The 12,667-nt window shown below is 63.9% G+C and carries 13 protein-coding genes and 1 tRNA gene; 12 read left to right on the forward strand and 2 right to left on the reverse strand.

Going from position 1 to position 12,667, the window contains the following annotated elements; all coding sequences use genetic code 11:
* Nucleotides 1-5: 5 nt before the first annotated feature.
* Entirely contained in the window at nucleotides 6-167 is a 162-nt protein-coding gene (locus KB874_RS03060) for a hypothetical protein (protein WP_212535062.1), read from the reverse strand.
* Nucleotides 168-259: 92 nt separating this feature from the next.
* Between KB874_RS03060 and KB874_RS03065 the strand changes: the two genes are divergently transcribed.
* The 11 genes from KB874_RS03065 (at nucleotide 260) to KB874_RS03115 (ending at nucleotide 9,713) form a co-directional block, all read left to right on the forward strand.
* Nucleotides 260-334: transfer RNA gene (locus tag KB874_RS03065), tRNA-Thr, on the forward strand.
* A 260-nt stretch (nucleotides 335-594) separates the two neighbouring features.
* Nucleotides 595-792, forward strand: coding sequence for a hypothetical protein (locus KB874_RS03070; RefSeq protein WP_212535063.1), 198 nt, complete (start codon nucleotides 595-597; stop codon nucleotides 790-792).
* A 9-nt stretch (nucleotides 793-801) separates the two neighbouring features.
* The gene (locus KB874_RS03075) at nucleotides 802-2,013 is read left to right on the forward strand and encodes a tyrosine-type recombinase/integrase (RefSeq protein ID WP_212535064.1); all 1,212 of its coding nucleotides are present in this window, start codon (nucleotides 802-804) and stop codon (nucleotides 2,011-2,013) included.
* A 216-nt stretch (nucleotides 2,014-2,229) separates the two neighbouring features.
* Nucleotides 2,230-2,484, forward strand: coding sequence for a helix-turn-helix domain-containing protein (locus tag KB874_RS23355; RefSeq protein WP_428849227.1), 255 nt, complete (start codon nucleotides 2,230-2,232; stop codon nucleotides 2,482-2,484).
* Entirely contained in the window at nucleotides 2,465-2,914 is a 450-nt protein-coding gene (locus KB874_RS03085) for a hypothetical protein (protein ID WP_212535066.1), read from the forward strand. Before KB874_RS23355 ends, KB874_RS03085 begins: the two co-directional genes overlap by 20 nt.
* A 291-nt stretch (nucleotides 2,915-3,205) precedes the next feature.
* Complete coding sequence (locus tag KB874_RS03090; protein WP_212535067.1) at nucleotides 3,206-4,456, forward strand: urea ABC transporter substrate-binding protein; 1,251 nt, start codon at nucleotides 3,206-3,208, stop codon at nucleotides 4,454-4,456.
* A 68-nt stretch (nucleotides 4,457-4,524) separates the two neighbouring features.
* Complete coding sequence (urtB, locus tag KB874_RS03095; RefSeq protein WP_212535068.1) at nucleotides 4,525-6,150, forward strand: urea ABC transporter permease subunit UrtB; 1,626 nt, start codon at nucleotides 4,525-4,527, stop codon at nucleotides 6,148-6,150.
* Nucleotides 6,150-7,271: an urea ABC transporter permease subunit UrtC gene (gene urtC / locus KB874_RS03100; RefSeq protein WP_212535069.1), complete on the forward strand. Its 1,122-nt coding sequence runs from the start codon at nucleotides 6,150-6,152 to the stop codon at nucleotides 7,269-7,271. Before urtB ends, urtC begins: the two co-directional genes overlap by 1 nt.
* The gene (gene urtD / locus KB874_RS03105) at nucleotides 7,268-8,038 is read left to right on the forward strand and encodes an urea ABC transporter ATP-binding protein UrtD (protein ID WP_249200207.1); all 771 of its coding nucleotides are present in this window, start codon (nucleotides 7,268-7,270) and stop codon (nucleotides 8,036-8,038) included. Before urtC ends, urtD begins: the two co-directional genes overlap by 4 nt.
* Nucleotides 8,039-8,041: 3 nt before the next feature.
* Nucleotides 8,042-8,737, forward strand: a complete 696-nt coding sequence (urtE, locus tag KB874_RS03110; RefSeq protein WP_212535070.1) for an urea ABC transporter ATP-binding subunit UrtE — start codon at nucleotides 8,042-8,044, stop codon at nucleotides 8,735-8,737.
* Between the two features lie 25 nt (nucleotides 8,738-8,762).
* A complete protein-coding gene (locus KB874_RS03115; RefSeq protein ID WP_212535071.1) occupies nucleotides 8,763-9,713 on the forward strand; it encodes an acetamidase/formamidase family protein in 951 nt (316 codons plus the stop codon).
* Between the two features lie 436 nt (nucleotides 9,714-10,149).
* On the opposite strand, the gene KB874_RS03120 is transcribed toward KB874_RS03115, so the two are convergent.
* Nucleotides 10,150-11,703 (reverse strand): bifunctional aminoglycoside phosphotransferase/ATP-binding protein, encoded by a 1,554-nt coding sequence (locus KB874_RS03120; protein ID WP_212535072.1) that lies wholly within the window; start codon nucleotides 11,701-11,703, stop codon nucleotides 10,150-10,152.
* Between the two features lie 414 nt (nucleotides 11,704-12,117).
* Here KB874_RS03120 and KB874_RS03125 point away from each other — a divergent pair, with 414 nt between their 5' ends.
* Nucleotides 12,118-12,537: a helix-turn-helix domain-containing protein gene (locus KB874_RS03125; protein WP_212535073.1), complete on the forward strand. Its 420-nt coding sequence runs from the start codon at nucleotides 12,118-12,120 to the stop codon at nucleotides 12,535-12,537.
* Nucleotides 12,538-12,667: the final 130 nt, after the last annotated feature.

Consider the following 12,667-nt stretch of genomic DNA (forward strand, 5'->3'; position numbering starts at 1 on the left):
GCCTGTCAGTCCTTCCTGTCGCCGGTCTGGCCGGCCTTGTCCGCCCCGGGCGCCTGCCGCGCCCGGGCCTGCGCCTTGCGGCGCGCCAGGTTCGCCTTGAGAGCCGCCTTGAGACGGTCCTCGCGCGGCTGCGCGGCGGGTTTCGTTTCGGGTGTCTTGCGCTCCATGACCCCTCTCTATCTCAGGGTCGAAAAAGGGTCCAGATTGGGCTTGCACCCTCGGGATTTTGCGTCTAATCACCCGCCACATCGCGAGGCGGGCTGCCGTAGCTCAGGGGTAGAGCACTCCCTTGGTAAGGGAGAGGTCGAGAGTTCAAATCTCTCCGGCAGCACCATAACAACTCCCTGAAAACAAATGAACCCCTTGCCATCTTAGGGTGATTTACGTTTTCCTTTACATATTCGCTTACAAAACCGCTTACAAAATGGTGCGAGTATGGCTGGCAAGGTCCGGTATCTGCAATGCCTCGACGGACGCTACTACACGCGGATCGTCATCCCGGTGGAGCTGCGAAAATAGTTCGACGGCAAGGCCGAACTGCGTCAACCATTGGGCGCTGATCGCGTCGTTGCGATCAGCAAGCACCGTGTTGTCTTGGCCGAGCTAACGCATAAAATCACGCTCGCAGAGCGCCGCCTCGCTGTGGAGAAGGACATCCCACAACCTGCCGGTCGCTACCCCCTGACCGAGCAGCAGATCGCCTGGCGCAGCTACGAAGATCGGCTCGCGCAGGACGCCGACGGCCGCAAACAGCACCGCGCCTATGCACGCCTGACTATCGACGACGGCTAGGTCGCCCTGTTGCGCGCCGGAGTGGCAGGCGCAGCGTCCGACGCCGAGCTGCATGACTTGGTCGGGCACCGGATCGAGCACTTCAGGACAATCGGCAACACCACCGTGCACGAGGGCACCCAGGAATGGCGTAGCTTGGCCATGGCGCTCTGTGTCTCGGAATACGAAGCGCTGGCCCGAGTTATCGAGCGCGACGAGGGCATATTTTCAGGCATGCCTGAGCATAGGCTGCTCAAAGACGCCACGCCGACCGAAGACGAGCTGCCGCCGGTATCGCTCCGGGGTCTGTTCCGCGACTACCTTGCCTCCCGGCACGCCCTTGGCAAAGGTTACGAGGCCGGCAAACGATGGGAACCCGTAATCGAGAACCTGCGCACGTTTGTGGGCCATGACGATGCGCGCAAGATTACCAAGGCCGAGTTGCGGGACTGGCGTGACGCGCTCTTGAAGTCCCGCTCGGCACGCACTGTTTCAAATACCTACCTTGCATCCGTGCGCACAATCTACAACTGGACGATCCGCGAGGATCGACTGACTGAGAACCCGGCCGAGAACGTCCGGCAGGAGCGCGAGAAGCAAGTGCGCATCAGGCCCAAGGGCTACAGCGACGAAGAAGCCCTGCGCATCCTCAAGGCGAGCACCGCCTATGCTCCCGCACCGTTCATGGGCGGCAATATGCGCGAGTTCCCTGAGACCACGGCGGCAAAGCGGTGGCTGCCACTGCTCTGCGCCATGACCGGCGCGCGGGTTGCAGAGATGGCGCAGCTTCGCAAGCAGGACATTCGCCTCGAGGATAGCCGCTATGTCCTACGGATCTCGCCCGAAGCTGGCACGGTCAAGACCGGCCAGTTCCGCGACGTGCCGCTACACAGGCAGATTGTCGAGTTGGGCTTCATCGATTTCGTCGCGTCTTCAGCTGATGGTCCGCTGTTTTACCGAGCGCAGAACGCTAAGCAGAGCCTGCACGCGGCACGCACGGTCTCAGACCGCGTCGCCAAGTGGCTAAAGGCGCAGAAGCTGGTGCCTGAGGGCGTCAGCCCCAACCACGGCTGGCGCCACCGTTTCCGGACCCAGGCGGGCGAGACCGACGTATCCGACAGGATCGCCGACGCGATCTGTGGCCATGCCGGAAAAACTGCCGGCGACGATTATGGCGACGTGACCATCACGGCGAAATCGCGGCTGATCGATCAGTTGTCATCCTACAAAATAGGCGATTGACGTGGCACCAAAAAACTCCTCTCGTTGCGCTCAAAAGCAGGACTATCGACTGCCTGTCGTTTTTCGGCACGCCCGCGATCACAGAACTTACAACACTGTTCAAGACCAACCCGCCGCCGTCGCGAACTTGAACTGACATTCCGTTTAACATGGCTGTTCAAGACTGCGCAGGCTGCACTAGTCATGAACAACGCCGAGCATCCAAGTAACACTCTGATGTTAGACGATGAACCCTATTCGCCACTACAGAACAACAGCGACGAAAACGAAAGCAATAACCTCACCAAAACTAAGAGACGGTTCGTGGGCTACGCCCGCGTGTCCACAAGGAGGCAGGAGCAGAAAGGCCTTAAGCGGCTACGGGAAGAGAAGGGTATGGGAGCGACCGAGATCGCCCGTCGGTTGGGTATAGCGCGGACGTCTGTCTACAGGGTCCTCGAAGGAGAGCAGGATGCCTCAGCCGCTCACTAAGTTCGACCCACAGTTCTCAAAGTCAGGAAAAGGACTGTCATTTGGCCACATGGGCGCAACCAAAGGCATGGTGGCACACAAGACTTTTCACTGTCAGCATCAGCACTTTGGCAGCTTGGCAATGGAAGTCATTGCGAAGTGGTCATTCGCCGAAAACCAACTGCTCATGACTGTTTCTCGATTTGTCGGCGGCCCCGAGCATGAAGTCTACCTCGGCTTCTCAGCGCTTCGAGCAAAGACATCGAAACTCGAAGTCTTCAGAACCATTTCAGAGCTGCTGATTGACCCCACCGTTCGGAGCCTTGTTGCGAGAGTCCTTCGCTTCTACGCGTCCTGTCAGAAGCGCCGCGATGCCGTAGCGCATCATGCCTGGGGCTTCCTTCCTGACAGAGATGACGTTGCCCTGGCCTCGGCTTCGCGACGAGATTGAACTGTATCTCTCGGAGGACTGAGGCGGGTCCTCTAAGCTGATTGCCTGTTGTGGTTGGTTGGCCTGTGCTCGAGTCGCTACGCTCGTCCTGTTGTTCGGCGTGCGTAGCTGCCCTTAAGTCAATCCCGCCGAAAATACTGGCAGACCCTTGTTGAGCAGATGATTAATTATGCATCTCACCGACTCATCCAAAAAGATTGCGATAACAAAAACTTCCTCACTGGAAGGCGCGAGGCCACGGCCCTCTCTAACGGCCTGCATCACCATGATGCCCGTCAACAGGAGAGCAACATGAAACGGCGTAGTTTCGTAAAAGGGCTGATCACGGCAAGCGCCGGGTCGGTCATCGCGTCCCCCTGGGTCGCCCGCAAGGCCTTTGCCGCGGCGCACTCGGATACCGTGAAACTGGGGTGCCTCTTTTCGTCTTCCGGCACGATGGCCAACATCGAGGGCCGTCTGAACTACGTGGCCCGCATGGCCGCCGAAGAGCTCAACGCCAAGGGCGGCGTTCTGGGCAAGATGGTCGAGGTCGTCACCACCGACCCCGGTTCCGACTGGCCGCTCTACGCCCAGCTGGGCCGCCAGCTGATCCAGCAGGAAGGCGTCGCCGCCACCTTCGGCTGCTGGACCTCGGTCAGCCGCAAGTCCGTCCTGCCCGTGGTCGAGCAGAACGACGCGCTGCTGTATTACCCGCTGCATTTCGAGGGTGAAGAGAACTCCAAGAACGTTGTCTACCTGAACTCGCCGCCGTCCTCGTCGGTTCTGCCGGCCGTCGAATACTTGATGAGCGAAGAGGGCGGTTCGGCCAAGCGCTTCTTCATGCTGGGTTCGGACTATGTCTGGCCGCGCACGATCAACCAGCAGCTCAAGGGCTACTGGGCGTCCAAGGGCATCGAGGCAGACGCTTGGCGCGAGGAATATGTGCCCGTGGGCCACTCGAACTTCCAGACGCTGATCAACGAGATCCGCGCCTTCGCCGACCAGCCGGGCGGTCAGCCCGTGGTCATCCTGACGGTCGTCGGCAACTCGATCCCCGACTTCTTCCGCGAATACGTCAACCAGGGCATCAGCGCCTTTGACGTGCCGGTTCTGGGTCTCGACGCGCTCGAGGCGGATTTCGAGGGTCTCGACACGACCGCATTGGTCGGCCACCTGAACTGCTGGGCCTATCTGCAGAACGCGCCAGGCGCGCGGAATCAGGAATTCCTGTCGGCCTGGGCGAACTACGTCAACGCCAACGGCGTGCCCTACCGCCCGGACGTCGCCATCGACCCGATGGTATCGACCTATGACGGCGTGCACCTGTGGGCGCTGGCGGCGGAAAAGGCCGGGTCCTTCGATGTGCCTGCCGTGCGCGAGGCTTCGGCCGGCCTGACCTTTGCCTGCCCGTCGGGCTACGAGATCTCGATGACCGCCGAGAACACCTATGTGAAGCGCGGCGTCTTCATCGGGTCGCTGAACGAAAGCCAGGGCTTCGACATCCTGTGGCAGTCGCCCGACACGCCCGATCCGGTGCCCTTCAGCCCTTACATGAACGCGTAAGCGTGTCTTTGGCGCGGTCCCCCATGGCGGGGTCCGCGCCATCCTTCCGAACGCAACCGGAGCAGGTCATGCCTTTCCGCTTCCTTCGTCTGCAGGGCTTCCTTGCCGCCGCAATCCTGCTGTTGGCGACGCTGGTTGCGCTGCCCGCCGCCGCGCAGGACCGTGCCGACATCGTGGCCGAGATCTGCTCGGGCGACTTCGCCGCCCAGCAATCGGCGCTGAGCCGGCTCGCCGGGGCCGGGGTCGAGGCCGGGTCCGAAGGCGCGCTCTGGGCGCGCCGGATCGTCGAGGCCTTCGAGGGACGCAGCCTGCGCTGTGGCGACGGGCTGGCGGTGATCGATACGCCCGATGGCCCACTGCGCGCCAGCACGCTGGAGCCTGCCGAGGGCGTAGACACGTCCACCCTGTCGGCGCCCTCCGTCAACCTGCGCCTGCGTGCCGTCGCGGCCAGTGCCGGTGCCGTGCTGCGCCTGTTCACCGAGGAGAGCGTCGCCGCCCGGGCCGAGGCCGCCGCCTATGTCGACCGCCGCCGCGAGGCGCTGACCCCGGAAATCTTGGCCGCCGCCGTCGAGCGCGAGACCGACGCTGCCCTGCGCGACACGCTGTCGACGCTGCGCGCGAGCCTTTTGCTCGCCGATCCCGACCCGGTCAACCGTATCGCCGCCATCGAGGCCATCGCGCAGGACGCCACACTGCGCAACCGCACCGCCATCGCCGAGGCGCTGGCGGGCGAGACCGACGCCGCCGTGCTGGCAGCCGGTGAAAAGGCGATGGCCGGCATCGACCGGACGCTGGCGCTGGGCAAGGTGCTGGCCACGCTCTATAGTGGTGCCAGCTATGCCAGCGTTCTGTTCCTCGCCGCGTTGGGGCTTGCAATCATCTTTGGCCTGATGGGGGTCATCAACCTCGCCCAGGGCGAGCTCATCATGATCGGCGCCTATGCCGCCTGGTTTACGCAAGAGGCGATTCGCGCCGCGCTGCCGGGCCTGCTGGACTATTACCTGATCCTCGCCATCCCCGTGTCCTTCCTCGCCGCCGCGCTTGTAGGGCTGCTGATGGAGGTGCTGGTGATCCGCCGGCTTTACGACCGGCCGCTGATGACGCTGCTGGCGACCTGGGCAATCTCGTTGCTGCTCATCAACACCGTCCGCGTGACCGTCGGCTCGCAGAATCTGGAATTCTACCAGCCGGCCTATGTCTCGGGCGGCTTCCCCGTGCTTGGTGATTTCATCATGACTTCGAACCGGCTGTTCGCCATCGCGGTGGCGCTGTTCGCCTTCATCGCGGTCGTGATCCTGCTGCGCCGGTCGCTGTTCGGGATGAACGTGCGGGCGGTGACGCAGAACCGCGCAATGGCGGGGGCGGCAGGCATCGACACGCGCCGCACCGACATGATGGCCTTTGCGCTGGGGTCGGGGCTGGCAGGCCTGGCCGGGTTGGCGCTGTCGCCACTCTACAACGTCAACCCGGGCATGGGCACGGGCTTCATCGTCGACAGTTTCATGGTCGTCGTGCTTGGCGGGGTGGGCAGCCTGGTGGGCGCCATCGTAGCGGCCCTTGGCATCGGTCAGATCAATGTGGTGATCGAGCCGATCTATGGCGCCGTCGCCGCCAAGGTGCTGGTGCTGCTGCTGGTGATCGTCTTCATCCAATGGCGCCCCGAAGGCCTCTTTGCACCGAAAGGACGCCGCTGATGGCAAAGATACAGTCCGACGCGCGGGTCGACCGCCCGCTGCTGTTTCGCATCGTCGCCATCTGCCTGCTGGCGCTGATCGTGGCCGTGCCCCTGCTGGGCGGCCCGCTGTCGGGCAGCGCGCTGGGCCTGACGCCCTACCTAGCCAACATCATCGGCCAGATCGCCACCTTTGCCCTGCTGGCGCTGGCGCTGGACCTGATCTGGGGCTTCGGCGGCATCCTGTCTCTGGGACACGGCCTGTTCTTCGCGATGGGCGGCTATCTGATCGCCATGCACATGCTCAAGGCAGGCTACGTCTACGGCGGCGTGACGCCCGACATCATGACCTTCATGGGCTGGACCGAGCTGCCCGCCTACTGGTTCGGGTTCGAGAGCTTTCCCTACGCCTTTGTCCTGATCCTGCTGGTGCCGGGGCTGGTCGCCTTCCTCTATGGCTGGATGTCGTTCCGCAGCCGGGTGTCTGGCGTCTATTTCGCGATCATCACGCAGGCGCTGACCTATGTCGCCATGCTGCTTATGTATCGCAACGACACCGGGTTCGGCGGTAACAACGGCATGACCGGTTTCAGCACGCTTCTGGGCGTGCCGGTGGGGGCGCCGGGCATGGTGACGGGCCTTGCCACCGCCTCGCTGGTGGTGCTGTTACTGGCCTTCCTCGCCTGCGGGGCGCTGATGCGCTCGCCCTTTGGGCGGTTGCTGATCGCGATCCGCGACGACGAGGCGCGGCTGCGGTTCCTGGGCTACGACACCCTCTGGCCGAAACTGGCTGCCTGGTGCCTGTCGGGCGTCCTCGCCGCCATTGCAGGTGCGCTTTACGTGCCGCAGGTGGGCATCATCAACCCGCGTCTTCTGGCGCCCGAGGTCTCCATCGAGATCGCGGTCTGGGTCGCGCTGGGTGGGCGCGGCGCACTGTCGGGCGCCGTAATCGGCGCCATCATCATCAGCGCGCTGAAGTTCTGGCTAACCGGCTTCGTCCCCGAAGCCTGGCCCTTCATCCTTGCGGGTGTCGTGCTGGTGGTGGTGACCCTGCTGCCCAACGGCCTGCTCGACCTGAAGCCGCAGCGGCTGCTTGCGCCACTGCGCCGCAACCGAAAACCCGCCCCGGAGCCCGCAGAATGAATGCTGTCACCATGACCGCCCCCGGCGCGCAGGCGATCCAGATCGACGGGCTGCGTGTGTCGTTCGGCGATTTCGTCGCCATCCCGCAGCTGACCTTCATCGCGCGCTACGGCGAGGTGCATGGCGTGATCGGCCCGAATGGCGCGGGCAAGACCACCATGCTGGACGTCATCACCGGCAAGACGCGCCCCAAGGCCGGCACAGTGCGGCTGGACGGCAAGGTCGACCTGCTGGGTATGGACGAACCGGCGATCGCCTTGGCAGGCGTCGGGCGCAAGTTCCAGAAACCTTCGGTCTTCGAGGCTCTAAGCGTGCGCGAGAACCTCGAAACCGCGTTGCGTCTGAAACCCCGGTCGATCCTGGCCGAGATCCGCAGCTGGGCCGATCCGCGCCGCGGCACCCGCGTGGCCGAGGTGCTGGAGGAAATCGGGCTGAGCGACCTCGCCGACACGCCTGCCGGGATTCTCGCCCATGGGCAGAAACAGTGGCTGGAAATCGGCATGCTGCTGATGCAGCGGCCCAAGCTGCTGATGCTGGATGAACCCGTCGCCGGCATGACCGAAGAGGAAACCCGCCACACCGCCGACCTCGTGCGCCGCCTGCGCTCGCCGGAACGCGCGGTGCTGGTGATCGAGCACGACATGGCCTTCGTCGAGGAAATCGCCGACCGCGTGACCGTGCTGCACGAGGGCAACCCGATCTTCGAGGGCCGCATGGCCGACGCGCGCCAAGACCCGCTGGTGCGCCAGGTCTATCTGGGACGATAGGACATGCTTCTGACCATATCCAATCTTTCGCAACACTACGGCTCGGCCCGGGCGCTGGATGGCGTGGGCTTTTCCGTTGACAAGGACAGCTGCACCGCCGTTCTGGGCCGCAACGGCGCGGGCAAGACGACGCTCTTGCAGACGCTGATGGGGCTTATGCCCGCCACCGGCGGGCGGATCGAACTGGACGGCGCCGACATCACCACCGCGCCGCCGCACCGTCGCGCCCGCGGCGGCCTTGGCTATGTTCCGCAGGGGCGCGAGATCTTTTCCGATCTCAGCGTCGGCCAGAACATCGAGATCGTGCTGCGCAACCATCGCGTGTCCGAACCCGACGCCCTCCGCGACGAGATCGTTACGCTTTTCCCGGTGCTGGGCGAGATGTGGCACCGCCGCGGCGGCGACCTGTCGGGCGGCCAGCAGCAGCAACTGGCCATCGGCCGGGCGCTGGCCTCGCGGCCGAAAATGCTGATCCTCGACGAGCCGACCGAGGGCATCCAGCCCTCCATCGTGCAGGCGATCGAGGACGCGATCCGCGACCTCAAGGGGCGCATGGCGATCCTGCTGGTCGAGCAATACTACGATTTCGCGCGCTCCGTCGCCGACGCCTATGTCGTGCTGGACCGCGGGCGCGTGGTCAAATCCGGCAAGGGCGCCGACATGGAACGCGACGGCGTCGCCGACCTTCTCACAGTCTGACAACCAACAAGAGCGAGGGTAAGACATGGCAAGTCATGAAATCGACTGGAGTCCCGAAAACGTCTTCTGGGGGTACTTCGACCCGGCGCGCAAGCCGGTCGCGCGCGTCGCCTCGGGCGACGAGGTGATCCTGCACTGCCTGCCGGCCTGCGATCCGCCCGACCTGCCGCCCAAGGGCAAGGGCACCGTCCTGCCCGCGCACCTGGCCGCGATGGAGGCGCACAAGGGTGACAAGGGCGCAGGCCCGCACATGGTCACGGGACCGGTCTATGTCGAGGGCGCGATGCCCGGCGACGTGCTGCAGGTCGACATCCTCGAGGCTGTGCCGGCGCAGGACTGGGGCTTTACCGCGATCATGCCGCTGCTGGGTGCGCTGCCGGACGAGTTCACCGACTACGAACGCCTGCACATCGCCATCGACAAGGACGCGGGCGTCTGCCGCCTGCCCTGGGGGCTGAACCTGCCGCTCGATCCATTCTTCGGCATCATGGCCGTCGCACCGCCCGCCGAATGGGGCCGCATCGGCACGCCCGAGCCGCGCGCCATGGGCGGCAACATGGACAACAAGGAGCTCAAGTCGGGCACGACGCTGTATCTGCCGGTGTTCCACGAGGGCGCGCTTTTCAGCGCGGGTGACGGCCACGGGCGGCAGGGCGACGGCGAGGTCTGCATCGCGGCGGTGGAAACCGCGCTGACCGGCAAGTTCCGCCTGACCGTGCGCAAGGACATGAGCCTCAAGACGCCCTTCGCCGAGAACGACGAATACCTGATCTCGATGGGCTTCGACGAGGACCTGGACGAAGCGATGCGCAAGGCGACGCGCGACATGATCGACGCCGTGGCCCAGCGGTCGGGCCTGACCCGGAACCATGCCTACATGCTGCTGTCACTGGCTGGCGACCTGCGGATCACGCAGGTGGTCGACGGCGAGAAAGGTGTGCACATGATGTTCCGCAAGGAATGGATAAAGCCCTGACATTAATATTAAATAGCTGGGGCAATGTTGCCCCAGCTCGAGAAAGCATTCGAGGTTTGGCCAAGAGAATGGGCTGGCCACCGTCGTGAAATCGACAGCCGATACGCAACGGACGCCGTAGATATGATAAGGCAGGTGTCGCACTGCCTCGCCCTCATTCCCGGCGTGTTGACCATGACCCGCGCTGAGCAGGTCAATATCCTGGAACAGAACAGCGTGACCCGGCTGATGAGCCCGCGCACGGAGAGGAGGGTGCCATGGACAGCCCGCGCCCTGACCGATGCGTGGCCTCGGGTTCGAAACGAGATCGAACCGTATCTCTCGGAGGACTGAGGCGTCGCCTCTCGGGCGACCCTATGTTGGGATTGGCTGGTTGCGGCAGGGTCATGCAGGGCAGAGGCCACAACCCAGCGGCGGCTTGTGGGCCCACGCGCCTTTACCGCACCGTGGACCGGACGGCTGGGGAAGGATCGAGACCCTCTTGCGCCTCAAGAGTTGCCTTCGCGTGCCGGAGCGAAGACCGGGGATCGCCGGACGCATCGACAACCGCCCATGTCATTTCCCCTCGCTCGGCGGACAGTTGCTTTCTCAGAACGTCTACATCCGCGTCTGAGGCATCACCCTGCCTCGAACGCAAGCGCGCCTCGAGAACGGGTTCAGGCGCTTCCAGCCAAAGGCCATGAAACGGCAGGTTCGCGCGGGTTGCCACCGCTTCAGCGGCGGCCCTCAGCTGTGGGTCCACGAAGGTGGCGTCAAGGACAACCGAATGCCCCGCGGCCAGCAGCGTCGCTGTGCGCGCGAACAGATCGTGGTAGACGGCTTCGCGGCGCTCCGCGGCATAGGCTTCCGGATCGAGCGTCGTCCCGGCCGGCAGGCCGGCTTTCCGTTCGAGGTCAGAGCTGAGCAGCGCCGCCCCGGGCAGGGCTCCAAGGCCTGGCGCCAGCGCGCGGGCCAGAACGCTTTTTCCGCTTCCCGAATACCCGCCCACGGCGATCAACCGCAGTTCCTCGGGCTGCAACGCAGCGCAGGCAAGCTCCATATAGGCTGCCACCTCAGCCGCGGATTGGCCCGGTTCTCCACGCGCCTGATCGGTCTGAAGCAGCACCATGGCACGGATCGCGGCCCGAACCGACAAGAACAACGGCAGCGCCGCCATTCCGGCATCCTGACCGCCGCGTGCCGCGCGTAGCCAGGCGTCCAGCACCCGGCATCCCTGCCGGTGAAGACCGCGGTGACACAGGTCCATCACGAGAAAGGCGATGTCATAGAGCACGTCGCATGTTCCCAGCGTCTCGTCGAACTCCAGCGCGTCATAGAGCACAGGCCGCCCATCGATGAGGACGAGGTTGCGCAGGTGGAGGTCCCCGTGGGCGCGGCGCACGTCGCCTTTCCTGCCGCGGCTGTCCAGAAGCGATCCGTTGGTGTCCAGACAAGCTGCCACCGCCCTTTCCCATTCCCCGACCCGGGCGGTCGCCGCAGCTCCGGGAAACTCGGCGAAAACGCGCCCCAGCTCCGCCAGGATATCCGCAATCAGTATGCGACCCGGACGCCGTTGCACGGGGGCCACGGCGTGATAGGCCGCAATCGCTTCGCCGACCGCGCTGGCTGTGTCATCGTCGAGCGCGCCGCGCTCAGTCACACGCACCAGTTCGTTTTCCGCCGGGAACCGCCACATCCTCAGGACCCAATCGACAACCTCTCCACCGCCGTCCAGGGCAAGCCCGGCCTCGGTCCGCGTCACCGGCAGCATGTCACGGTAGATCTCTGGCGCGACCGGTTGGTTCAGCTCCAGTTCGCGTGCGATAAGGCCCTTGCGAAGCGCGACAGTGCTCAGGTCCATGTAGTCGTATTTAACGGCGCGTTTCAGCTTCAGCGCGGTGTCGCCGCACAGGAACACATAAGCGCCATGGGTCTGGATGACCTCGACGGGATCTTCGGCGGCGAAGGCATCGCCCGAGGACAGGAATCTGATCGTTTCCGCCTGGTCCATTCAAAGCCTCCATCGACAATCGCAGTATCGCCGTGGACATGCCCTCGCCGCATTGACACAGCGCAATGCTCCGCAGCGTTCAACATATGGTTGTGATAGTGATTGGGGTCATGTCTGCACGCGGTCAGCGTGCCGGTGCACCCGGAACAGGCGCTTGCGGCGGTGACCCATGACCAGAGCCTGAGTAACACAGTGAACAAGGACGTGACGCGAATGACATCGGCACCGAATGAGGCGCGACCTTGAGCATTGGCATTCCCGACCGCGCGCAGGTGGAGACCGTAAAGGCGAGATCCTGCATTCCGTCGAGAATGAATAAATCAAGCATAAATATCTGATTTCCAAAGTAAATCCGCATCGCACCTCGCTATAACTATGTCAGAGAAACATGCTGACTCAAAGAGGATCCCAGCCATGCCCACCCCCAGAAACGTTCACAAGAACCCCCACGCAAACACCCGGCTCGCCAAGTTCGTGGAGCATCGCATCCTCGGACCATCCGGCGTGAAGACGCAGAAGGAAATCGCGCGTGAAGCCGGATTCACAAACGCAAACGTTCTCAGCATGATCAAGTCCGGCGACACCAAACTTGCCATCGACCGCGTCCCGGCTCTCGCGAAGGCACTTGACTGCGATCCGAAGGTGCTGTGCCTCATGGCGCTCGAGCAGACCGGTCTTGAAACGACGCTGGCCGCCGTGAGAGAGATCTTCGGCACGATCGTGACCGCCAATGAAGTCGCCTGGATCGAGGAACTCCGCGACGCCAGCGACCATGCCGATCCCCGGCTCACGCAGCGCGCCCGTGCCGCGATCCGCGGGATTTTCGGCAAATGAGCCGCCGTGTTGTTGAGGGCTTCCACCTGCCTGACCGCTCGCCAGAACTGACCGAAGCTGAACTGACGTGGGTCGCCTATCTTCGCGACATCTATCCCGGGCCGCTAAAGCCACCCACGCTGCGTGCGAT

Source organism: Thetidibacter halocola (assembly GCF_018224955.1).
GTDB lineage: Bacteria > Pseudomonadota > Alphaproteobacteria > Rhodobacterales > Rhodobacteraceae > Thetidibacter > Thetidibacter halocola.